The 22,278-nt window shown below is 47.8% G+C and carries 18 protein-coding genes; 13 read left to right on the forward strand and 5 right to left on the reverse strand.

The window, feature by feature from the left end; translation table 11 throughout:
• The 4 genes from G459_RS28225 to G459_RS0121735 all read left to right on the forward strand — a co-directional run.
• On the forward strand, nucleotides 1-289 hold a 289-nt coding region (locus G459_RS28225), incomplete at its 5' end, for a transposase (RefSeq protein WP_035456644.1).
• 114 nt (nucleotides 290-403) lie between these two features.
• A complete protein-coding gene (locus tag G459_RS0121725) occupies nucleotides 404-985 on the forward strand; it encodes an RNA polymerase sigma-70 factor (RefSeq protein WP_035456645.1) in 582 nt (193 codons plus the stop codon).
• Nucleotides 982-1,953 (forward strand): FecR family protein, encoded by a 972-nt coding sequence (locus G459_RS0121730; protein WP_026969508.1) that lies wholly within the window; start codon nucleotides 982-984, stop codon nucleotides 1,951-1,953. Before G459_RS0121725 ends, G459_RS0121730 begins: the two co-directional genes overlap by 4 nt.
• Before the next feature lie 18 nt (nucleotides 1,954-1,971).
• Nucleotides 1,972-3,624, forward strand: a complete 1,653-nt coding sequence (locus G459_RS0121735) for a peptidase associated/transthyretin-like domain-containing protein (protein WP_026969509.1) — start codon at nucleotides 1,972-1,974, stop codon at nucleotides 3,622-3,624.
• A 120-nt stretch (nucleotides 3,625-3,744) separates the two neighbouring features.
• On the opposite strand, the gene G459_RS0121740 is transcribed toward G459_RS0121735, so the two are convergent.
• The 3 genes from G459_RS0121740 to G459_RS0121750 form a co-directional block, all read right to left on the reverse strand.
• The gene (locus G459_RS0121740; RefSeq protein WP_084454626.1) at nucleotides 3,745-6,378 is read right to left on the reverse strand and encodes an ABC transporter permease; all 2,634 of its coding nucleotides are present in this window, start codon (nucleotides 6,376-6,378) and stop codon (nucleotides 3,745-3,747) included.
• Nucleotides 6,378-6,704 (reverse strand): PadR family transcriptional regulator, encoded by a 327-nt coding sequence (locus G459_RS0121745; protein ID WP_026969511.1) that lies wholly within the window; start codon nucleotides 6,702-6,704, stop codon nucleotides 6,378-6,380. Before G459_RS0121745 ends, G459_RS0121740 begins: the two co-directional genes overlap by 1 nt.
• Nucleotides 6,705-6,871: 167 nt before the next feature.
• Nucleotides 6,872-7,891 carry a PDDEXK nuclease domain-containing protein gene (locus G459_RS0121750; RefSeq protein WP_026969512.1) on the reverse strand — a complete coding sequence of 340 codons (1,020 nt, stop codon included), beginning with the start codon at nucleotides 7,889-7,891 and terminating at the stop codon, nucleotides 6,872-6,874.
• A 185-nt stretch (nucleotides 7,892-8,076) separates the two neighbouring features.
• On the opposite strand from G459_RS0121750, the gene G459_RS0121755 reads away from it, so the two are divergent.
• From G459_RS0121755 to G459_RS0121770, 4 genes are all read left to right on the forward strand, one after another.
• A complete protein-coding gene (locus G459_RS0121755) occupies nucleotides 8,077-9,327 on the forward strand; it encodes an LA_2272 family surface repeat-containing protein (protein WP_026969513.1) in 1,251 nt (416 codons plus the stop codon).
• A gap of 264 nt (nucleotides 9,328-9,591) precedes the next feature.
• The gene (locus G459_RS0121760) at nucleotides 9,592-10,197 is read left to right on the forward strand and encodes a hypothetical protein (RefSeq protein ID WP_026969514.1); all 606 of its coding nucleotides are present in this window, start codon (nucleotides 9,592-9,594) and stop codon (nucleotides 10,195-10,197) included.
• Between the two features lie 172 nt (nucleotides 10,198-10,369).
• Nucleotides 10,370-12,715 (forward strand): TonB-dependent receptor, encoded by a 2,346-nt coding sequence (locus tag G459_RS0121765; protein ID WP_026969515.1) that lies wholly within the window; start codon nucleotides 10,370-10,372, stop codon nucleotides 12,713-12,715.
• Nucleotides 12,716-12,967: 252 nt separating this feature from the next.
• A complete protein-coding gene (locus G459_RS0121770; RefSeq protein ID WP_026969516.1) occupies nucleotides 12,968-13,828 on the forward strand; it encodes an oxygenase MpaB family protein in 861 nt (286 codons plus the stop codon).
• 3 nt (nucleotides 13,829-13,831) lie between these two features.
• On the opposite strand, the gene G459_RS0121775 is transcribed toward G459_RS0121770, so the two are convergent.
• On the reverse strand, nucleotides 13,832-14,185 hold the full coding sequence (locus tag G459_RS0121775; protein ID WP_026969517.1) for a DUF2147 domain-containing protein: 354 nt from the start codon (nucleotides 14,183-14,185) through the stop codon (nucleotides 13,832-13,834).
• 213 nt (nucleotides 14,186-14,398) lie between these two features.
• Here G459_RS0121775 and pta point away from each other — a divergent pair, with 213 nt between their 5' ends.
• From pta to G459_RS0121805, 5 genes are all read left to right on the forward strand, one after another.
• Nucleotides 14,399-16,489: a phosphate acetyltransferase gene (pta, locus tag G459_RS0121780; protein ID WP_026969518.1), complete on the forward strand. Its 2,091-nt coding sequence runs from the start codon at nucleotides 14,399-14,401 to the stop codon at nucleotides 16,487-16,489.
• A 136-nt stretch (nucleotides 16,490-16,625) separates the two neighbouring features.
• Nucleotides 16,626-17,822 carry an acetate/propionate family kinase gene (locus G459_RS0121785; RefSeq protein WP_026969519.1) on the forward strand — a complete coding sequence of 399 codons (1,197 nt, stop codon included), beginning with the start codon at nucleotides 16,626-16,628 and terminating at the stop codon, nucleotides 17,820-17,822.
• A gap of 151 nt (nucleotides 17,823-17,973) precedes the next feature.
• Nucleotides 17,974-19,428: an amidohydrolase family protein gene (locus G459_RS28230; RefSeq protein ID WP_051315362.1), complete on the forward strand. Its 1,455-nt coding sequence runs from the start codon at nucleotides 17,974-17,976 to the stop codon at nucleotides 19,426-19,428.
• Nucleotides 19,429-19,615: 187 nt separating this feature from the next.
• A complete protein-coding gene (locus G459_RS0121795) occupies nucleotides 19,616-20,065 on the forward strand; it encodes a KTSC domain-containing protein (RefSeq protein WP_026969520.1) in 450 nt (149 codons plus the stop codon).
• Between the two features lie 228 nt (nucleotides 20,066-20,293).
• Nucleotides 20,294-20,749: a DinB family protein gene (locus G459_RS0121805; RefSeq protein WP_026969522.1), complete on the forward strand. Its 456-nt coding sequence runs from the start codon at nucleotides 20,294-20,296 to the stop codon at nucleotides 20,747-20,749.
• Nucleotides 20,750-20,823: 74 nt separating this feature from the next.
• Here G459_RS0121805 and G459_RS0121810 read toward each other — a convergent pair whose 3' ends face one another.
• Nucleotides 20,824-22,209: an efflux transporter outer membrane subunit gene (locus G459_RS0121810; RefSeq protein ID WP_026969523.1), complete on the reverse strand. Its 1,386-nt coding sequence runs from the start codon at nucleotides 22,207-22,209 to the stop codon at nucleotides 20,824-20,826.
• Nucleotides 22,210-22,278 lie beyond the last annotated feature (69 nt).

Here is a 22,278-nt window from a genome sequence, read left to right on the forward strand (position 1 = left end):
GGAGTTGTTCAGTGTAGGAAAGCTTTTCGCCAGACTGTTGTTTAACCGATGGAGTACCGATGCGACTCAAAGAAAAATCAAAGAAATAGACAAGGTCGTAGAGATGTTTAACAGGCATGTTTCCGGAGTGGTCAATGCATTACTCACCAACCTAAACAATGCAATGGCCGAACGCCTAAACGGTAAAATACAGGAACTCAAAACAGTGGGAAAAGGCTATCGAACATTCGCCAACTTTAGAAGCGCTATTTTATTCTTCCATGGAGGCCTAAACTTATATCCTCACTAACTTAAGGGTAGAACCAAATAGTTCAATGTCCACATAGGGGTACGGGAGATTTCAGTTGTCCTATTCCAAAAAGAAACCAAAATCATATCTTGCAGCGAAAGCATTTTTATTTCCATGCAGGCTACGGATCAAGAGGTTTTTTCAGCAATACAATCAGGCGAAATCCCAGCCTTTGAGATGCTGTTCAAGACCTTTTACCAGCCGCTATGCCGCTACGCGACCAGTTTCCTCAAGGACCCTGACGACGCAGAAGAGATCGTGCAGGCTGCATTCATCGGATTTTGGGAAAAAAGGGAGGCGATCTCAATCGACACCTCGGTCAAATCCTATCTGTATCGGGCGGTGAGAAATTCCTGTCTGAACGAGTTGAAGCACGAGCAAGTGAAGCAAAGATACATTGCTGGGGAGACCGTCATGGGAGAGAAGGTCTCCGAATCGGCTGATCATCTGGCAATCCATGTGGAGCTGGAGGACAAGATCAAGGCGGCGATTCAGAAGCTGCCGGAGCAGTGCAGGCTGATCTTCACGATGAGCCGCTTTGAGGAGCTGAAGTATCAGGAGATCGCCGATCAGCTAAACCTCTCTGTGAAAACAGTCGAAAATCAAATGGGTAAAGCGCTGAAAATCATGCGTGTCCAGTTAAAAGAATACCTGGCTTTGTTGGCGATTTTGATGAGCAATCTGTTGGATTCATGAAGTGGGAAGAGGAATATATTGAAGATCTGGTCGGCAAATTCATCGTCGGCGAAGCCTCGGAAAGTGAAGTCCGAGACTTGCGGGAATGGTGCGCCCTTTCGCCCGAGAATCAAAAATACCTGGACGACTCGCTCCTGATCTTTGAAAGAGCCCAGCTTCCCGATGACCGGAATTTCGACACCGATGCAGCTTGGGACAAAGTAAAGGGACAGATTACGGCAAAGAAGACAGTCCGCAGAACGCTGATTCCTCTTTGGAAAGTGGCCGCCGGACTGATCCTGGTGGCAGCTGTTTCCTATTTGTTTTACTGGAATCTGGCACCTGGAGACGAGTTTGTCTACCTGAGCGAAAACGAGGTCATGACCCAGACGCTTCCAGACCAGACGGAGATCTCGATGAACAAAGCCTCCGAGGTCAAGGTGGACTACAATGCCCGAAAGAAAACCGGAACGATCCAGCTCAAAGGTGAAGCTACCATCAGCATCGGCAAGGAAAAAGATATCCAATGGACAGTGGAAGCAGAAAATCTGTTGATTCGGGATATAGGAACGGTGTTTCATGTAAAGGCCTATCCTGACGGGCAACAGATCGAAGTCTCAGTCTTGGAGGGAGCAGTTCAATTTTACAGCGCAACTCATGAGGGCATCATGCTTCAGGCTGGTGAAAAGGGGATCTACGACAAGGCCTCCGGCAGCTACAACAAGACCGTCGCGGATACCAATGTGGTTGCTTTCAAGACCCGCTCATTTCAATTTACGGAGGAAAGTCTCCAGTCGGTCGTGGATCGGATCAGTGAAGTGTATGATCGAAAGATCACGCTGCTGGGAGGAATCGGCACCTGCAAGATCACCGTGGAATTTGAGGAGGAAGAGCTGGATACCATCCTGGGGATCTTGTCCGAAACGATGGGCCTTGAAGTCAGTGAAAACGGAGACGAAATTATCCTGAGCGGCGAAGGCTGTTACTAATCTCATGAGGCAGAACAAATGAACAGAGCGCTACTTTTTTTAGCCGTATTTTTTTTGTTTTTCGGAAGCATTCAGAGCCAGACGATCCCCGTTCTGGAACGAAAAGTAAGCCTCGATGTCCAAAACGAACGGATAGATAACCTGCTCAAGCGGCTTTCACAAGACGCCGGTTGCGTGTTTTCCTACAGCTCCTCCGCCATTGATGTGAGCCGGACCTTTTCTGGGAAGTTTAACCAAAGTCCGCTTCGGGAAGTGTTGGAGGTGGTTTTTGAAGGTGAGATTCAGCTAAAAGCCAAGGGCGTGTATGTGATTTTGACCCCTAAACCGGAATCCTCCAAGGAAGTGACGATCAGCGGCTATGTGGTGGATGAGAGCGGAAAAGGAATTCGTGATGCGACCGTTTATGATCCGATCACGCTGAAGTCTTCCACGACGGATGAGTATGGATACTTTCAGTTTGAGGTAAAAAACCCTGCCGAAGAAAACTTCGAACTGGTCGTCAACAAGAGGGACTTTTCCGACACGCTGGTGCTGGACAACTCTGGCAATTCCTTTCAAAAAATACTATTGAAGACCGAAGGCGTTGGCAAAAGCCTTGCCGAACCGATGAAGAATTTCTGGCTTTGGACCAAAAACTCGGTGGGCGTTACTAACCTTGAAAACGTCACAGATACGATCCATCGGGGTTTTCAAATGTCTTTTATCCCGTTCATCGGTACCAACCGAAAGATCTCCGGTAGCGTCATCAACGATTATTCGCTGAACGTCTTGGGTGGTTTCTCGGGAGGAACTGAAAAAGCCGAACTGGGCGGATTGTTTAACATCAACAAGGGCGACGCCGGAGTCGTACAGATCGCAGGTCTGTTTAACCAAGTCGGCGGTCAGGTCAGAGGCTTGCAGCTGGCAGGCTTGGTCAATTCCGCTATGGATTCGGTAAAAGCTGCCCAGATCGCCGGACTCACCAATTTCACGACAGGAAATGTGCGGGGATTCCAACTGGCTGGCTTGCTGAACCTGGGTACACAAAGCGTGCAGGGAACGCAGATCGCCGGCATTGCCAACTATACCCATCGGAATGTCACAGGCGCACAAATTAGCGGGATTTTGAACATTGCCAAGAATGTGGCCGGTTCGCAAGTCGGCCTTTTCAACTACTCGGACAGCACCACAGGAGCCCCAGTTGGTCTGATCAGCTTTGTCAGAAAAGGCTACCACAAAGTGGAGGTCGGGGCCGATGAAGTGTTCCCGCTCAACATTGCTCTCCGCACCGGTACCCGATCTTTTTACAACATTCTTTTTGCAGGAATGCGTCCCGAACAGGCAGATTCCGTCACTTGGGCTTTCGGCTATGGCTTGGGAACTTCTTCGAAACTGGGCAAGAAGACCTTCCTGAACATTGAGGTGAGTTCCGAGCAAATGATCAAAGGGAATATAGCCGCTCTGAATTTGATCAACACCGCTTACCTGGGGTTTGACTATCAAGTTGTGAAAGGTTTTGGCCTTTACGCCGGGCCAAGCCTCAACTGGAGAGTTTATGACAGTTCTTACACGGATCATCCACAAGTTTTCGACTACGTCACTCCAAAGATCCTTTCGGAAAACACCTACCCGGTGGAGAACCTCGCCAGCCAGCTTTGGTTTGGATTTAGGGCAGGGGTGAGGTTTTTTTAGAAAGTAGGGGGAAGACAAGGTTGAAGGTGGTAGAATTTCCAAGAGCCAAAGGACCAAAAGCTGTCCGGAGCCTCGTAAATCGTACTTCGCAAATCCTATTTTTTCAGTTCCAAGAAATTCCTATTCCGATTTCAAACTCTTCACCGGATTCATCAGAGCGGCTTTGATCGCCTGAAAACTCACGGTCAATAAGGTGATGCCGAGCGCAATACTTGCAGCCATCACAAAAATCCACCAACTGATGCCTGTTCGGTATTCATACTTTTGAAGCCCTTCTTCAAGAATTAGGTAAGCCAATGGCACAGCGATAAGGCACGCCAATAAAACCAATAGCACAAATTCCTGAGATAAAAGTCTCCACGTGCTCAGAACTGAAGCACCAAGTACTTTTCGGATGCCGATCTCCTTGGTGCGTCGCTCTGCCACAAAGGATGCCAACCCAAAAAGTCCCAAACAACTGATAAATATTGCAAGCACTGCAAAAACGCCGGCCAGTTTGCCGATACGATCTTCTGTAGAAAACTTGGAATCAAATTCCTGATCTACAAACCGATAGTCAAAAGGGATCTCGGGAATAAGCTGGGTAAATACTTTTTCGATTTTGGGCAAAGCTTCAGCCGCACTGATTCCGGGCGTGATCCGCATCAGAAGCACCCTTTCATAACCATAGGTGACATAAACCGCAGGCTTCACCGGTTCAAATGGTGAATTCATCAGCATGTCCTTTATCACTCCCAATACCACAAAATCCTGATCCACATTCCAGGAGCGATTGGTCCAGCGGATCGTTTTTCCCACCGGATCCTCGAGATTCATGTATTTCACCGCCGCCTCGTTCAGTACAATGCCGGAAGAATCACTTGCCATTTCAGCCACGAAGTCCCGGCCATCCACAAATTCCCAGCCCACGGTTTTTCCAAATTCCGGAGACACATTCAGCGTAGCGAAATACGCCTCAAAACCGGGGTCTTTTCCCTCCCAATTGAATCCTCCATTGTGCGACCAAGTCCCGGTGACATCACCGCCGGATTCTGCCACCTCAGTGACCATGCCCGTCCGCTTCAGTTCCTCCCGGAGCGCAAGGGCTTTTGTATTGAATTCATCTGACTTTTTGCGAACCGAAATCAATCCTTCCCGGGAATAGCCCACCGGTCTGTCTTTGACATACATGAGCTGATGGTAGATGGCGGCGGTACAACTAATCAACCCTACAGATACGACAAACTGGAGTACAACAAGCGTTTTGCGGGGTAGGGCAGAGAACCGGCCTGCGCGGAACGTACCTTTCAACACGCTTATCGGTTTGAATGAAGAAAGGTAAAAAGCTGGGTAACTGCCTGCCAACAAGCCTGTAAAGGTTATGAAGGAAAGACAGCTGAGCCAAAACCATTTGTCAGCCAATGGCAAAACCAATTCCTTCCCAGCCAATTGGTTGAACGAAGGCAATACAGTATAGGCAACTATCAAGGCGAGCAGAAAAGACAGAATCACTACCAGGAAAGACTCACTGAAAAACTGTCCAATCAGTTGGGAACGGATCGAACCCATCGTCTTTCTGATTCCGACTTCTTTGGCTCTACGTTCGGATCTGGCTGTACTGAGATTCATAAAATTGATGCAGGCAAGCAGCAGTACAAAAACCCCGATCGCTGCAATGAACCGAACCATTTGGATGGGACCGTTTTGGAGTTCCCCATCCCTGAAGTCAGCATACAAGTGCCAATCCGCCATCGGAAGCAATAAAACATCTGAACCCTCCGACCCATCCTGCTTCCTAAAGTCAAGGTTTTCGGTTGCTTTTTTCTCAGCGGATTTGATGGCAGCACCTGCTTCCTGCATCGTCACATTTGGGGCGGTCTCCACATACACCATGACAAAATTATTATCCCATCCCTGCCGGGTGATAAAGGGAGCATCCTTCAGATAGAAATCCCAGGGTTCAAAAAACATCATCCCGTAGAACTCTGTGTTCTTGGGGAAATCCTCAAATACCCCAGTCACTGTGACGTCGGTGTGCTTGTTTACCTTCATCGCCTTGCCCATGGGATCACTATCGCCAAAAAATGCTTTGGACGTGGATTCGGAAATCATGATTCCTTGTATCTCTTCCAGACCATTCCAACTGCCATATTTCATTTCCCAGGAAAACATCTCGGGAGCACCTTCTCCGATATACATGCCTTTTCTGGTCAGTATTTTGTCATCGGTGGAAAGCACGGCATCAAATCCATCGGGGCCCGAGATGGGAACGATGTGTTTGAAATTCTGACCATAGCTACTCTGAAGTTCCTCGATGAGCGGGAAAGGAAGATGCTTTTGGCCCATGTAGTACTTGCCCTCATAATTTCCCGCTTTGGTCACCTGAGCGATCCGTTCATAGTTTTTGAAATACCTGTTAAAGGACAGTTCATCAAAAACCCAAAGTCCGATCAGAATGGCTACCGCCATCCCGGTTGCCAAACCAATGATGTTCAGGGAAGAATTCCCTTTTTGCTTCAGTAGATTCCGCCATCCGATTTTGAAATAAATCTTATACATGCCCATTGGAGAAAACTGATTAGAATTTGAAAACGACCTGATAAACCCCGGTCTGAAATATTTGAGTACACTCCAGGAAAATTTCCACTTGGCTTTTCTAGGAGAATCTTCGACCTCGCTACCAAAAATCTCAATCAGATCCCCCTCGATCTCTTCCAAGTAATCTTCGCGGCAGAACCAGCGGAGGAAAGCGAGTGCCTTTCGTGGAGGATGCATCAGCCAAAGGAGATTTTGGGAATCCGGCTGTAGATAGTACTTCTCAATGCAAACTGCTCATCCAGCACCCTCTTGCCCAGGGCGGTGATAACGTAGTATTTTTTACGCCGGCCTCCTCTGTCTTCTGTGATTCCCCCAAATCGTGACTTGACAAAATCCTTATCTTCCATCCGTTTCAGTGCGACATGTATTGCGCTGACGTTCAGAGATTTTCCAAGTTCTTTTTCCAGTCCGGAGAGAATCGATACGCCATAGGCTTCGTCGTGGAGAGCCGCCACCATAAGCAATACCAGTTCTTCAAATTCGCCCAATGAATGTTGTGCCATGTTGGATTTATTTACTTAACAAAAGTAAATATTATAATTAGATTTACATTTGTTAAGTAAATCAAGAGAAAAATCAACTTGGTGAGAGATCGAATTTTCCTCATTTGAAAGAAATATGCTGTGATTTTAGCCGCTGGAGGGTCGGACTAGGTAAAAAGGGGGTGGAATTACTCTGTATTTCTACTTTCCAATTGATCCATTTTTTCAATTTCTTTCTGCACCTCTGCGATCAATTGTTGCTCGGTCGGCAAATACAGCTGGTATTTACTGGCGACGATGGATTTGTTGTTTTCGGGCAAGGTGATCCTTACCACCGCGTCGTTTTTGTCGGCGCAGAGTAAGATGCCAATTGTGGGGTTTTCAAAATCTTGTTTTTCGAAGCGATCGTAATAATTGACATACATCTGCAACTGCCCAATATCCTGATGGGTGATTTTTGAGGTTTTTATTTCGACCAACACAAAGCACTGCAACAGACGGTTGAAAAATACAAGGTCGATGGAAAATTCATCGCCTTCGATATGGATGCGTTTTTGCCTTGCCACAAACGAAAAGCCATTGCCTATTTCCAACAGGAAATCCTGCAAATGGGTAATGATCGCAGCTTCCAAATCTTTTTCATAATAGGCCGCTTCCCGTCTTAACCCCAGAAACTCCAAGATCATGGGGTCTTTGATAATTTCTTTTGCGTCACTGGGCAATTTTTCCTCCCGGGCCACGGCCAACACTGCCTGAACATCGTTACTCATCAATAACCTTTCAAACAGTTGACTGTTGATCTGCCTCTCCAGTTGTCTTGCTGTCCAGTTGTTTTTGACAGCTTCTGCGATGTAAAACTCCCTTTTATCGGAATTGTCAATCCTTATTAAAGTTCTGTAGTGGGTCCAGCTGAATTGCGAACGCAGTGCGTTCGTAATTGGAAATGACCTATAAAACTGTCTACACATTTCTAATTGGCGAATGGAAAACCCACTTCCAAACTGCGGTTGAAGTGTTTGGGATAAGGATTTGATCAGAAAATCTCCATAACCAGCCCGCTCTTTGCCTTCTTGTTCTTCCTCTAAGATTACTCTACCAATCTGCCAATACATCAGCACACGCTCTGTATCGACAGAGCGAATCGCCCGCTCTCTTGCCGAGGCAATGATGCTTTGTATTTGTTGGATCAGCTCTTTTTTAAGCTCCATGATTTCGAAACCTCCTAGGTAATTGCTTGCGGATTGTAGATAGATAACAAGTTCCTTTTTTTGAGCCAAAAACCCAAACCCTGTCCATCTCCTAGGATTTCGTCCTTTGTATCACATTTTTTTTCAAAACGGAATAGGGGTTGGAATCCTTGAGCTTGTCCTATAAGCGAAACTAAACCAATGTCATGAATACGTTTTATAGAATTTTCGCAGCAATCCTGGTCTTTTCTTTCAATCCGATAGCCGCCAAACCTCTGCAAAGTCAAGCGGAGAAGCCTGGATTAGAAGTGAGCGGGACACCAAACGACAGTCTGAAATCCAGAGAAAAATCAGCTCTGATACAAAAGCCAGATCCATTTAAATTTGACCCTTTTGGAAAAGACCTCAGCGATACTACCTCGATGGGATTTCAGTTTTCCTTCGTCCCCTACGTGGGAACGAACGGAATGTACTCCGGAAATATCGTCAACGACTACTCTTTCAACCTTCTGGGGGGCTACTCTGCGGGAACCAGAAAACTTGAAATGGCGGGGCTGTTCAGTATCAACCGCAGCGACATGACCGGTGTGCAGCTGGCAGGGCTCTTCAACCAAGTTGGCGGCAAGGTCGACGGTGTCCAGTTAGCGGGGCTTTTTAATTCCAACTTAGATTCGGTGAAAAACTCGGTGCAGCTGGCGGGATTGATGAATTTTACCACGGGTCCAGTCGATGGCGTTCAGATTGCCGGAGTCGCTAATTTTTCTCCAAAAAACGTCACCGGAGTCCAAGTCGCCGGGGTGACAAACTTCAGTGCAGCCGACGTCGAAGGTACTCAGGTAGCAGGCGTGCTGAACTTTGCAGCTAAAAACCTCAAAGGTTCCCAAGTTGGCTTGGTAAATTTTGCCAACAAAGTCGACGGTTTTCAGCTTGGCTTGATCAACTATTCGGATAGCACAAGCGGGATTCCGGTGGGTTTCTTGAGCTTTGTACGCGCAGGATATCATACGCTGGAGTTCAGTATCAACGAAGTGGTGCCGATGAATTTGGCTTTCCGAACCGGGAAGCGGGAGTTTTACAATATCTTCTTCGCGGGCATCCGACCCGAGTGGGACGATCAGGTGACTTGGACTTTTGGATATGGTCTGGGGACTTCCCCGAGATTGGGCAAGAAGACCTACCTCAACATTGAGGTGAGCTCCGAGCAGCTAAGCCAGGGAGGAGTTCACGCACTCAACCTGATCAACAGAGGCTACTTGGGAGCAGAATTCCAAGCGACCAAAAACTTCGCAATTTTCGCCGGGCCGACAGTGAATTTCCGGGTCTATGACTCTTCCTACGCCTTCCATCCGGAGCTGTTTACCTACACAAACATGAACGTGCACAACGATGTGTACTATCCTGAAGATCTGGGCAGCCAGCTCTGGTTCGGATTCAAGGCAGGATTCCGGTTTCTTTAATTAATGCCAAGAAGACTTTACCACAAGAGATCACAGAGGAATAGGGTCCTGAATTTCTAACTCTGATTCGAGCCTCGATCCCTAGAGTAAATACAGAACTCTATTTCTCTCTCAGTGCCCTCTGTGGTAAAAAAAATTCTTAAACCAAATAGGGGTAAAGCCTTGGTTGATTGTCCTGTAAACGAAAGCTAAACCAACCTTTCTTTTCTCCTCAGAAATGAGCTGATGATCAGAAAGACAAAAGACTAAAATCAAAAAACTAACATGAAAAAATTACTTGGAGTACTAGTCGCATTGCTGATCATGAACACCGCCTATAGTCAACAAGCTGGCAAATTCAGATACCAAATGGACTTCGGAACGGCAGTTCCAAAGGATGGTGGAATCGGCGCTATTGTCAATATTGAACCTCAGATTCTCGTCATGGACAACCTTGCCGTCGGGATGCGAATGGGCGTTGCAGGGCTGGCCAAAGACATCGTCTATTACGACATCCCAGATGATTATGATGGGGAGATCGGAGCAAATCTTTCGGTACTGGCTACTGCCAATTACCATTTCAACTTCGGTGAGGGCAGGGTGGCGCCCTATATCGGGGGTGGTTTTGGCTATTATGGTCTGAGTAATATTGATATCGAAGAGACTGATATCGATGAAGAGGACATCGAAAACTTGGAGGCGGATTTTGCCTGGGCGCCGATGGTGCGGGCAGGTGTGGAGTTAAACAAATTCCGGATCGGTCTTGAGTATAACTTCGTTCCGAAAAGCAACCTTCAAAACGTCGGTGGCGATGTCATCGGTCAAGCCACCAACGAATACTTCGCCTTTACGCTCGGCTTCTTTGTCGGAGGTGGAAGATGGGGAAATTAAACCCCGAACCTAAGGTCTAAAAGCTTCATATCCAAGGCATTTTCGCCCAGCTATTCCAAAAATTTCTTACCCAAATCCCAGCGGCCGGTTGCTAATCAATCGGCCGCCTGTCACCGGATTGCCTTTTTCGAACCACTTGATTCATTCTCCTCCCTTAAACTAAACCAATGCTATGAATTCGCTTAGTAAGCTCTTTTTGGTGATTTTTTGCTTCGCAATCAATCCCCTTCATGCCCAGACTTTGACCCAGACAGTCCGGGGCAAAGTCGTCGATCAGGTCACTAAGGCTCCGATCCCTGGAGCGACCGTGATGATACTCAACACGGACCCGCTGATGGGAGTGGCCACCGATGTCGATGGAGACTTCAAGATCTCGCAGGTACCGCTAGGAACCCACACGCTTCGAGTGAGCTTTGTCGGCTATCAAGACCTGATTCTCCCCAATGTCTTGGTCAATTCCGGCAAGGAGGTCGTTTTGGCCATCTCCATCGAGGAGGATTTTGGCCAGCTGGATGAAGTTGTGGTGATGGGGGCCGAAAAGGAACGGACCGTCAATGACATGGTGACGGTGAGCGGAAGAACCTTCTCCGTGGAGGAAACGAGGAAATTTGCTGCGGCTGTGAACGATCCCGGCCGGATGGCGACTTCATTTTCCGGTGTGGTCGGCACTGATGACGGCAACAACAACATCTCCATCCGTGGCAACAGTCCAAATGGATTGCTCTGGAGAATGGAGGGCATCGACATTCCCAATCCCAATCACTTTGTCAATCCGGGAACGTCGGGAGGCGGAATTTCGATCCTCAGCTCGCAGTTGCTTGCCAATTCTGACTTTTTGACGAGTGCTTTCCCTGCCGAATATGGCAATGCACTGGGTGGCGTTTTTGATTTGAGCTTGAGAAAGGGAAACAACGAAAAGCGCGAATTTACCCTGCAGGCAGGCTTTTTGGGGACGGACGTAGCTGCTGAAGGCCCAATCGCCAAAAACTATAAAGGCTCTTACTTGATCAATTATCGCTACTCCACGCTGTCGATCCTGTCCAAACTCGGAATACCCTTAGGTGATTTTGTGACGGATTTCCAGGATTTGTCTTTCAATTTCTATCTCCCTGCGGGAAAGAAAAGTAGCTTCTCGATCTTTGGTTTTGGAGGATTGAGTGACCAAAACGGGGATGCTGAGAAGGATTCTCTCACCTGGGAAGGAGAGGGAGACCGCTACAGTTCCAGATACTTTTCCAACACAGGAGCGGTTGGAATCAAGTACTCGTATATGATCAACAATTCCAATTTTCTCCAAACTACCGTCTTGGCATCAGGACATGAGATAGGCGATGACGTGGAGCGGCTGGATGATGAATACAACGATCAGAAGTGGTCTTACGAGAATTTTGGCAACTCCAAGATCACATTTTCCAGTGTGTTGAACTCGAAGATTTCGGCCAGATCCAATCTCCGTAGCGGGATCTATGTGAACCAGCTATACTACAATCTGGTGGAAAATGGCCGGGAGGAGGAAACAGATCCCATGGAGACTTTCATAAACTCCAAAGGGAATACGCAAAGCATCCAGGCTTTCTCTCAACTTAACTACCGGGCAAGCGAGCGCCTGACCTTCAATGTCGGGCTCCATTACCTCCAGCTTTTGCTGAATAATTCCAACTCAATCGAGCCGCGGATCAGCGCCTCGTATGAACTGGACGAAAAGCAGCGGATCAGCATGGGGTATGGCCTTCACAGCCAAGTCCAACCGCTGGGTACTTACTTTGCGGAGCAGGAAGAAAACGGACAAGTCAGCCTGCCAAACGAAGACCTTGGCCTGAGTAAGTCGCATCATTTCGTGCTGGGCTACGACCGTCAGCTGAATCCATTTCTTCGCATGAAGATCGAGGGCTACTATCAGCATTTGTTCAACATTCCCGTCAAGCCAGGTGAAACAGAAACCTACTCCATCCTCAATCAGCAGTGGACGTATATGACCGATCCTTTGGTCAATGACGGCTTTGGCAAAAACTACGGCGGAGAGCTTACCCTGGAGCAGTTTACGCACAAAAATCTCTACTTTTTGCTGTCCGCTTCCGTGTACAACTCCCTGTACAAAACGCAGGAAAACAAGTGGCGAAATACGCTTTACAACGGAAATGCGAATCTCACGCTGACTGTCGGGAAGGAATATGAATTGAAGAAGAACCGGGTGCTGGGCCTTAATCTAAGAAGTATCTACGGAGGAGGACTGCGGGCGACTCCGATAGATCTGGAGCAATCCATAGCCGACAATGAAACGGTCTATGACGAAAGCCGGGCCTTTGAGGAGCAAAATCCCGCTTATTTCAGGACCGATCTGCGCGTAAGTCTGAAGTGGAACAAACCAAAATCAACCAGCACGCTTGCCCTTGATATCCAAAATACGACCAACCGCAAAAACATCTATGGAAGCTATTTTGAACCTATGAAAGGGGAGATTGAGACAGCCTATCAGTCCCCGATGATCCCTCTGATCAGCTATCGGATTGAGTTTTAGGTAAAAAGACGCTAGACGAAAGACGCTAGATTTTAGACTTCGTCGGAGATCGGTTGTCACCATTCTGTCTTGTGTCAGCTTAAAATTAATGTTTTGGAAGCGTCCACTCTCCAAGGGATTTTTTAGATCCCTTGGAGAGTTTTTTTATGGTTTTCGGGTTTGATTTTTTCTGACAGAAACGAAAAAGCCAAAACAGATAATGTGAAAGATGGCTCGATCTTGTAAATTCCACCCTCTTTATTTTTCTCAACTATGAAGCCTTTTTCAACTCAGATCCAATCCCTCAATCCACAGACCGACCACGAGCAAATCTCCTTCTTGCTAAGTTGCCATGTCTTTCCATGGGATCTGGAGCGCTCGCTTGAGTTTGCCCTGTTTAGGACGTTTGCCGTTCCTTCAATCTCTCGCCTGCTGGCGGATACCGGGGAGTTTTCCAAACGTCCGAGAAAACGCTACGACGACACTGAGCTCATTCTGTTTGAGATCCTTGAGCATGGCATGAACAGCCTGCGGGGAAAGCGCTCCATCCGCCGGATGAACTCCATGCACAGCCGCTTTGATATATCCAACGAGGACTTTCTGTACGTGCTATCGACCTTCATCTTTGAGCCCATCCGATGGGTAGAGAAATATGCCTACCGCCGGATGACTAAAGTAGAAAAGGAAGGCATTTTCAGAAACTATCTGGCTTTGGGCAAGCGAATGAACATTAAAGATATCCCGCAAACCCTGGAGTCATTTGAGGAATACAACCTCCGCTACGAGCGGGAAATGTTCCGATTTGCCGAAAGTAATCGGATCGTTGCTGACAAAACCATCGACTTGATGCTGGGGTTTTATGTGCCGAGGTGGCTGTTCGGATTGGGAAGACCTTTTGTTTTTGCGCTGTTGGATGATCCGCTTCGAGAGGCCTTGAACATCCGAGAAGTCTCAAGTCTGAGAAAATGGCTGGCTAAAAAAGGGCTTGCGGTTCATGCTTTTTTCCACAAAATCAGCCCAGAACCGCAGCAACCGGTGCTGGGAACTCAGCGGAAAAGACCCAGCTACCCCGAAGGATATCAGATCGAGGAATTGGGGACTTTTCCGTCTAAAGCCAGTGAGGTACCTCAGTGATCGCTACTTCTTCTTGCCTTTGAAAGTTCCGGTCGCCATATCGGCAAGATTCACTTTTCCTTCCATCTCCGTGGCGGTAGCAGTCCCATCATATTTGATCAGATTTCCCTGGATCTCAAATTCGATGTGGATTACATTGCCTTTGATCGTGCCAGTGACCGGCGCTTCGCCAAGCTGTCCGGTGTAGGTGCCGGTGATTTTTTCGCCTTCCTGCTTGAGCTCGAAAGCTGGAGTTCCGCTGCCGGCGTCTGTCTGCACGGTCATCGACCAACTGCCGGTGACATTGATTGCGTCTTGGGCAGAGGCCGAAAATCCGATAAAAAGGAAGAATGCGAAAAGGGTGATTACTTGTTTCATGGTTTTTGGGATTAGAGTTCTTTAAGTTATTGAAAATAGAGAAAAATCAACATGGCCGGTTTCTCTAGGGCGAAAATTCAAGATGCTATGAAAAGGAAATGCAGTCGGGCCGCCTGATAAAAAAGGCGAGATATGACTTGCGTCAGACTTTTTTCATCAGCTTATTTTCTAATTTGATCCGAGAAACCCACCTGTTTTTTATCTCGATTCCACATGACCAATGCCATTTACCTTACCGCTACGGAGCCTTTTTCGGGAAAATCCATCTTTGCTCTCGGTCTGATGAGCCTGCTGGCGGGCAAGACGGACAAGCTATCCTACTTCAAGCCGGTCATTTCCGGAGGAAAAAAGGAGAAAGACCGACGTCTGGATCTGATCAAAAGCCACTTTAAGCTCTCGCAATCTTACGAGGAGATGTATGTTTTTTCCCGGAAAAAAGCGATCAAGGAGATCAACAGCGGCAACGAATCCTTTCTGATTGATTCCATCATTGATCGGTTCAAAAAGCTCCAGGAGAGTTCGGAGTTTGTGGTGGTAGAGGGGACGGACTTTGTCGATACCACGACCAATGTAGAGTTTGACGGCAATATCGCGATAGCAAAAAATCTGGGGATTCCGGCGGCGATCATCCTGAACTGCTCCAAGAGATCGGTGGCGGAGATTGTCGACTTGGCCCTGGCCACGGTTAAGGGTTTTGTGAGTAGGGGAGTGCAAGTGCTGGTCTTGGTTGCCAATAAGATTGAAGCCGGTACGGAGGACGATGTCGCCAAGCGGCTGAGGGCTGTCATTCCGAAGGAGACCCTCGTGACGACCATTCCCATGCAAGTCGAACTCAGCAATCCGACCATGAGCGAAGTGCTCGAGTCTCTAGAGGCTAAGTTGCTTTTTGGTGAAAGTCAGCTGACGAACAGAGTGGATCACTCCATTGTCGGGGCGATGCAGCTACCTAATTTCCTGACCCGATTGGGACAAAATACCCTGGTCGTGACACCGGGTGATCGGGGGGATTTGATCATCGGAGCGATGCAAGCGAATGTGTCTAGGAATTTTGGAAAAGTGGCGGGAATCATCGTATCCGGCGGCATTCCTCCGGAGCCTTCTATCGTCAAGTTGATCGAAGGGCTGGAGACGATTATTCCGGTTTTGCAGGTGGAAAAAGGAACCTTCCAGGCGGTGACTGAGGTGAATCAGATCAGAGCTAGGATATCGGCTGACGATACTGAAAAGATCTCGATTGCCGTGCGACTTTTTGAAAAATGGGTGGACGAAAAGGCACTATCAGACCGGATCGTGGGCTTCCATTCGGAGACATTGACTCCGCGCATGTTCCAATATCAACTGGTAAAAAGGGCCAAAGCAAAGAAAAAACACATTGTCTTGCCCGAAGGAGACGATGATCGGATCTTGATCGCGGCTGATATGCTGATCCGCCAAAACGTAGTCAATCTGACGATCCTAGGAGCGAAAGAGTCGATCCAAACCGCGATTAACAGACTGAATTTGTCCCTCGATCTGGATAAGATCAACATCGAAAATCCTGAAAGCTCCAGCAAATTTGAAGGCTATGCTAAGACCCTTTATGAACTTAGAAAAAGCAAAGGAGTCACGCTCGAGATGGCGCGGGATCTGATGCTTGACGTATCTTATTTCGGCACCATGATGGTGCACAAAGGGGAAGCTGACGGGATGGTGTCCGGCGCGATCCACACGACTCAGCATACCATCCGTCCGGCGCTTCAGTTTGTGAAGACCAAACCCGGCGTTGCGACCGTTTCGTCCGTCTTTTTCATGTGTCTGCCTAATCGTGTATCGGTCTTTGGGGACTGCGCGGTGAATCCCAATCCCACTTCGGAGCAGCTGGCTGATATCGCGATATCTTCGGCGGAGTCTGCCAGGATGCTGGGGATCGAGCCCAAAGTTGCCATGCTGTCCTACTCCTCCGGTTCTTCGGGAGCAGGTGAGGATGTAGAAAAGGTCCGACTGGCCACGGAATTGGTGAGATCCAGAGCTCCCGAATTGAAGGTCGAAGGACCGATCCAGTACGACGCGGCTGTGGATCCGGAGGTTGGGAAAAAGAAAATGCCCAACTCCGAAGTCGCCGGCCAAGCAAGCGTGTTGATCTTTCCCGACCTGAATACCGGTAACAACACCTACAAAGCCGTACAGCGGGAGACGGGCGCTTTGGCCATCGGCCCGATGCTGCAAGGCCTCAACAAACCGGTCAATGATCTGAGTCGTGGCTGCACGGTTGCCGATATTTTCAACACCGTGGTGATCACTGCCATCCAGGCGCAGGAAAACTGAATTTTGATTTAATGAGTAAATTCTTCGATGTTCTTCATTCAGCATTCGATATTCGTTGTTCCGTTTTAATATCGAATGTCGAACATCAAATAATGAATAATGAAGTAACTCCAACATCCCTTCCAACTTCTAACCCATGAACATTTTCGTAATCAATTCAGGCAGTAGCTCTATAAAGTATCAGCTGATATCCATGCCGGAAGCGACGGTCATCTGTACAGGAATGGTGGATCGGATTGGATTGCCCGGTTCTGAGGTGAAATACAAGGCTTATCGGGCTTCTGGAGAAATTGTAAAAAATGAAATCCGGCCGATCCCCGACCATTCCGAAGGTCTGAAGCTGGTGGCGAAATTCCTGACAGACACAGAGATTGGCGTGATTTCGGACCCGGATCAGGTACATGTGGTCGGACACCGGGTAGTTCACGGAGGGGAAAAATTCTCCCAAACCCAATTTATTACCGAAGAAGCCAAAGCCAAAATCAAAGATCTTTTTCCTTTGGCACCACTTCACAATCCGGCAAACTACCTGGGAATTGAAGTGGCGGAGAGCATTTTTGCGCAAGCAAAGCAGATTGCAGTATTCGATACGGCTTTTCACCAGACCATGCCTCCGGTCGCTTTTCGGATGGCGATTCCCCATGAATACTATGAGAAGGATGGGATTCGGGCCTATGGCTTTCATGGCACCAGTCACAAATACGTCTCGGAGAAAGCAGCGGAATATTTGGGGAAAAAGAACTCCAAAGTCATCACCATCCATCTCGGAAACGGCTGCAGTATGGCTGCTGTGAAAGATGGAAAGTGCATCGATACCAGTATGGGCTTGGGCCCGATGAACGGCCTGATCATGGGAACACGGGCCGGAGATGTAGATCAGTCGGTGATTTTTTACCTAGTCAATCAGCTAGGTTACTCACTGGATGAGGTGAACACGGTACTGAACAAAAAAAGCGGAATGCTCGGCCTGACGGGCTTTAGCGATATGAGGGACATCAGGGTGCGATATGATGCGGGGGAAAAGGCCGCAATTCTTGCTTACCAGTTGTATGCGTATCATATCCAAAAGTTCATCGGATCGTATGCTGCGGCCTTGAATGGACTGGATGCAATTGTTTTCACAGCTGGAGTGGGAGAGAACGACGTCCTGACCCGAAAGCTGGTGTGTACCGAGATGGACTTCTTGGGAATCAATTTGGATGAGGAGAAAAATGCAGCTCGATCGGCTGATTTGAGAGCCATCAACACCGTGGACTCACCGGTCAAAGTGCTGGTCATCCCGACCAACGAAGAATTGGAGATTGCCAGACAGTGCTTTGAGTTGCTGCATTGAGGCCTTTTGACCGAAACATCTTGAAATCGATCATTGAGAGCAATTTTGAACGTCTATCTTTGGGCTTCTATCTCCGAGTGTCAACCTAAAGTGGTTTTCAAAAACGTGACACTGAAAAGATTTTTATCACCCAATAAGAAAAATTGATTGTATGAAGTTGTTTTCCAAATGCTATCTCATTGTCACATTAGTATTGCTATCGGTGATAGCTCGAGCCCAGGGCTTACCCCAAGAGCAGTTTTTGATCTATAATGCGCAGATCGTAGATGTCTTGACAGGCAAGATCAAGAGCGAAAGGGCGGTGTTAGTCAAGGGCGACCAAATAAAAGCTTTGGGAGACTTCGACCAGCTGAGCAAAGGCGTACCCAAATCGCAGCAGCTCGATGCAAAGAATAAGTTCATCATCCCGGGTCTTTGGGACATGCACATACACCTGGAAGGGCAGGGGCTGGAGGAAGATAATCAGGCTTTGCTTCCGCTATTCATCGCCTTTGGCATCACGACGGTGAGGGACTGTGCAAGCGACTTGGGCGAGACGGTTTTGCAGTGGAGAGATGAGATCAACGAAGGGGAATTGTTTGGGCCGAACCTGTTTACAGCCGGGTTAAAGCTCGAGGGGAAGAATTCGTCCTGGAAGGGAGACCTTGAAATAGAAAATGAAACCGAGCTTGCCCTCATGATGGATAAGCAGGATGTTTGGGCTCCGGATTTCATCAAGATTACGGATAACAAGCTGCATGGAGAGCTTTTTTTAAAAAGTATCCAAGCCGCCCATGATCGGGGCTATGTCGTCTCTGGCCACGTGCCGATCGATCTCACGCTGGAGGAAATGGTGGATGCCGGTTTTTCGAGTGTGGAGCATGCTAGCTACCTTAATAGATTGGGATACGATCAGGAGGGGATTGTGGCGCAATTGAGAGCCGGAACGCTGACCAGTGCGCAAGCCAGCGCGCTCTACAGAGGTGAATTTGACCAACAGAAGGCAGATCGTAATTATAAGATACTGGGTGACAAGGGGCTGTTTGTGACGCCAACCTATATCGGAGCACGACAGATGTCCTACAGTGATCAGGAGAATCATCTGTTAGACAGCATGATGACTACCTATTTGACAAAGGCCTACACGGCCGAATATCTTAAAAGGCTTGAGCGGGTGAAAAACGAAACGCCTGAGCAGATGAATGAACGTAAGCGAAACTACCAATTCAACATTTCGCAGCTCCTCCATTACCAGGATGCCGGGATCACGATACTCGCCGGCAGCGATGGTGCAGTACTCAATGCCCTGGTTTATCCTGCCCAGTCCCTGATCCAAGAACTTCAGATATTCCAAGACGCTGGCCTGAAGCCGATAGATGTCCTCCGCGCCGCTACGATCAATGGTGCACGGTTTCTGAAAAAGGACCCGGAAATGGGTTCCATAGACGTAGGCAAGCGTGCAGATTTGGTAATACTTGACAGTAATCCACTGGAAAACATCAATGCCACTACCCACATCAGTGGCGTATTTACCAAGAGCAGCTACTTGGGAAGAGCGGATTTGGATAAAATCCTTTCAGACGCGAGAGAGACCAAAATAAGACTGGATAAGTCGAGAGAAAACTAACCCTGGGCGATTGGGACTCAATTTCTGGAGTCGATTACATAGAAGGATTTTACTTGCACCGGACCGATTTGTGTGGTGTTTTTTTAAGTTTTGGCGGGTAGAATTACAAAATAAGGCCGTTGGTTTTCAGATTTGCTGGCGGCCTGATTTAATATCCGTAGCTTTGCGGGATTTTAAAAATGAAGCGATGAAGCGAATCAATGAGTATAAGAAGATTTTCAATGTGGAGGAACCCCTTGATCTGAAACAATTGAAGACTACCTATAGAAACTTGGTGAAAGAATGGCATCCTGACAAATTTCTCGAAGGAGATGAGAGAGCAGCCGAAGCCAGAGAGAAAAGCACAAAGATCATCGATGCCTATCATTTTTTGGTAAGCATCGCACCGGAAACCCACGCGGCCAATCTGGAGGAATATACCAAGACCGCCACCGAATCGGGGATCGCTGACTTTCATTACAAAAACCAGCTGCTCGAAATCACTTTCTTGGATGGTAATACCTACGAGTATTTTGGAGTGACCAAGAATATCTACAACAAGTTTTTGAATGCTGACAATGCGTATCGCTTTGCCAGAAGAAATATCCTGAACTCACACCTTTACCGAAAATCCAAAAAGACGCTGGAGGAAGCCTAACCGGTGGTTGTCAGAGTTTTGAAATAAAATAAAACGGGCTTTCTGGATTCAGGAAGCCTGTTTTGTTTCTGCGAAAAAGGAAGTTTTTCAGGAGGTTTTGACCTGGAGTAGTATCCATGCAATGCTTGACTAAAAGCCAGATGTTGTAACTTTCACTTTTACCCAATCTCAACGCGAAGCCAATGAGCGGCAAGCCGAAAATCCCGATTTTACCCAACCCGAAATAAAATGGAAGCACTACTTAAAACCTGGAAAACCAGCAGAAACATCTACTTGGATTACTTTGAAAAGTATGATCTCGAGCAACTGAATAAAGTGCCGACAGGATTTAACAACAACCTGATCTGGAACATCGGGCACATCATTGTTGCTCAGCAATCCCTGATCTACCGACTGTCAAGCCTTCCAATGAACATCTCCAGTGAGCTATTTGATGCCTACAAACCAGGAACCAAACCCGTGTCGCCAACCTCCCAACCGGAGGCAGATGAGTTGAAGACGCTATTGATCTCGCTTGTGGATCAGACGGAGTCGGATCTTTCGACCGGGGTATTTCAAAGGTTCACCGGACGACAGACTGCTACAGGGTTTCTTCTGTCTACGCTGGCCGATTCGCTTGAATTCAACAATTACCACGAAGGCATACATTTGGGTTATATGCTAAGCCTAAGAAAATTCGTCTGAAGTCGTTTTTCCCTGAAAATCGAAAGGGCTGAAAAACTCAATTTTCAGCCCTTTTTGATTTGGTTAAGTCCGAGTTACCAGCCTCCGCCGAGTGCCTTGTAAAGTCTCACTGTGGAGGTCAATTGATACTGAAGTGCCAGGGATTTTTCAAATTCGGAATAATACAGTTCCCGCTCGGCATCCAAGACTTGCAGGAAAGAGGTGTAGCCGTTGTCATATAGCGCTTTGGAAAGCATCAATGACTTGGTAGTAGCGGTGACCTGCTCCACTCTGGCGTCATATTCATTGGAATAAGTCCGGATTTCTGCGAGGGAATTTTCTACCTCTGCAAATGCCTCCAAGATTGTCTGTTCGTAGTTGTAAGCATATTGCTTGGCACGGGCGCGTTCAGCTTCTACCCTTCTTTTATTTTGGCCGAATTGGAAAAGCGGACCTGCCAGTTGGCCGGTGACCGAACCCAAGACTGCGCCTGATACAAACAATTTGGAGATGTCCGGGCTGGCAACTCCAAAGAAGCCGGTCAGGCTCAGGGAGGGAAATCGCATTGCAACAGCGACACCAATTCGCTCGGTCTGGGCGACCAAAAGTTGCTCAGCTTGGACGATGTCTGGCCGTCTTTCCAGTAGCTCCGAGGGCAATCCGGTCGGGATGTCCAATGGGAGTTGCTGCTGATCATTTTGAAGGCCTCTGACGATGGGAGAGTAAGTTTTTCCTGTCAGTACACCGAGAGCATTTTCCACAAAGATCATTTCGCGTTCCAAACTGTACATCCCTGCTTTGGCGTCGGCGGCAATCTGCTCCGCTTGGAGCTTGTCCAATTCTGATACGTCCCCTTTTTCAAATCGGAGATTAATGATTCTCAGATATTCCAATCGGGTTTGATAGGTTCGCTCCGTGATTCGATAGCGATCATCCAAACCTCGCAGGTTGAAATAAAGCTCGGCAACCTGTGCGATCACGCTGATGAAGATCGATTTTCTGTTCTCTTCCGAAGCCAACAATTCAGCGTAAGCTGCACGGTTGGCATGTCTGAGTTTTCCCCAGATGTCGATCTCCCAGGAGATATTTCCCAACACATTGTAGGAATTGGTATTGAATCCGACGCCTGCCTCCTGAGCCCGATCTCCGAAATCCGAAGCTCTTGCGGATGCTCCATATCCGATGGCAGGACCCATGTTGGCCTTGTTGTAGCCCAGAATCGCCTGTGCCTCTTCTACCCGAGCCATTGCAGTCAGTAGATTCAGGTTGGAATCGACCGCATTTTGGATCAGAGACCGAAGTACGGTATCCTGGTATACGTCCCACCAAGCAAGGTTGGAGATAGAATCGGGATTTCCCACAGGTTGAAAATATCCCTCCGGAGTTTTGGTTTCGACCGTTTCAGGTCGGGAATACTTTGGCCCAACTGCACAACCTGCCAGAACCAACAAGATGAATATCGGTATGATTAGATTTTTCATGGGTTCTAATTGAATTTTAACAGCCGCATAGCCTGTCCCGTCCGCTGCGGAGCGGGAGGATTTTCCAGA

It is taken from the genome of Algoriphagus terrigena DSM 22685 (assembly GCF_000429445.1).
GTDB lineage: Bacteria > Bacteroidota > Bacteroidia > Cytophagales > Cyclobacteriaceae > Algoriphagus > Algoriphagus terrigena.

Excerpts from the sequence above, each read along its gene's own strand:
- G459_RS0121725 (WP_035456645.1), top strand. The coding sequence starts at position 404 with ATGCAGGCTACGGATCAAGAGGTTTTTTCAGCAATACAATCAGGCGAA.
- G459_RS0121730 (WP_026969508.1), top strand. The coding sequence starts at position 982 with ATGAAGTGGGAAGAGGAATATATTGAAGATCTGGTCGGCAAATTCATC.
- G459_RS0121735 (WP_026969509.1), top strand. The coding sequence starts at position 1,972 with ATGAACAGAGCGCTACTTTTTTTAGCCGTATTTTTTTTGTTTTTCGGA.
- G459_RS0121740 (WP_084454626.1), bottom strand. The coding sequence starts at position 6,378 with ATGCATCCTCCACGAAAGGCACTCGCTTTCCTCCGCTGGTTCTGCCGC.
- G459_RS0121745 (WP_026969511.1), bottom strand. The coding sequence starts at position 6,704 with ATGGCACAACATTCATTGGGCGAATTTGAAGAACTGGTATTGCTTATG.
- G459_RS0121750 (WP_026969512.1), bottom strand. The coding sequence starts at position 7,891 with ATGGAGCTTAAAAAAGAGCTGATCCAACAAATACAAAGCATCATTGCC.
- G459_RS0121755 (WP_026969513.1), top strand. The coding sequence starts at position 8,077 with ATGAATACGTTTTATAGAATTTTCGCAGCAATCCTGGTCTTTTCTTTC.
- G459_RS0121760 (WP_026969514.1), top strand. The coding sequence starts at position 9,592 with ATGAAAAAATTACTTGGAGTACTAGTCGCATTGCTGATCATGAACACC.
- G459_RS0121765 (WP_026969515.1), top strand. The coding sequence starts at position 10,370 with ATGAATTCGCTTAGTAAGCTCTTTTTGGTGATTTTTTGCTTCGCAATC.
- G459_RS0121770 (WP_026969516.1), top strand. The coding sequence starts at position 12,968 with ATGAAGCCTTTTTCAACTCAGATCCAATCCCTCAATCCACAGACCGAC.
- G459_RS0121775 (WP_026969517.1), bottom strand. The coding sequence starts at position 14,185 with ATGAAACAAGTAATCACCCTTTTCGCATTCTTCCTTTTTATCGGATTT.
- pta (WP_026969518.1), top strand. The coding sequence starts at position 14,399 with ATGACCAATGCCATTTACCTTACCGCTACGGAGCCTTTTTCGGGAAAA.
- G459_RS0121785 (WP_026969519.1), top strand. The coding sequence starts at position 16,626 with ATGAACATTTTCGTAATCAATTCAGGCAGTAGCTCTATAAAGTATCAG.
- G459_RS28230 (WP_051315362.1), top strand. The coding sequence starts at position 17,974 with ATGAAGTTGTTTTCCAAATGCTATCTCATTGTCACATTAGTATTGCTA.
- G459_RS0121795 (WP_026969520.1), top strand. The coding sequence starts at position 19,616 with ATGAAGCGAATCAATGAGTATAAGAAGATTTTCAATGTGGAGGAACCC.
- G459_RS0121805 (WP_026969522.1), top strand. The coding sequence starts at position 20,294 with ATGGAAGCACTACTTAAAACCTGGAAAACCAGCAGAAACATCTACTTG.
- G459_RS0121810 (WP_026969523.1), bottom strand. The coding sequence starts at position 22,209 with ATGAAAAATCTAATCATACCGATATTCATCTTGTTGGTTCTGGCAGGT.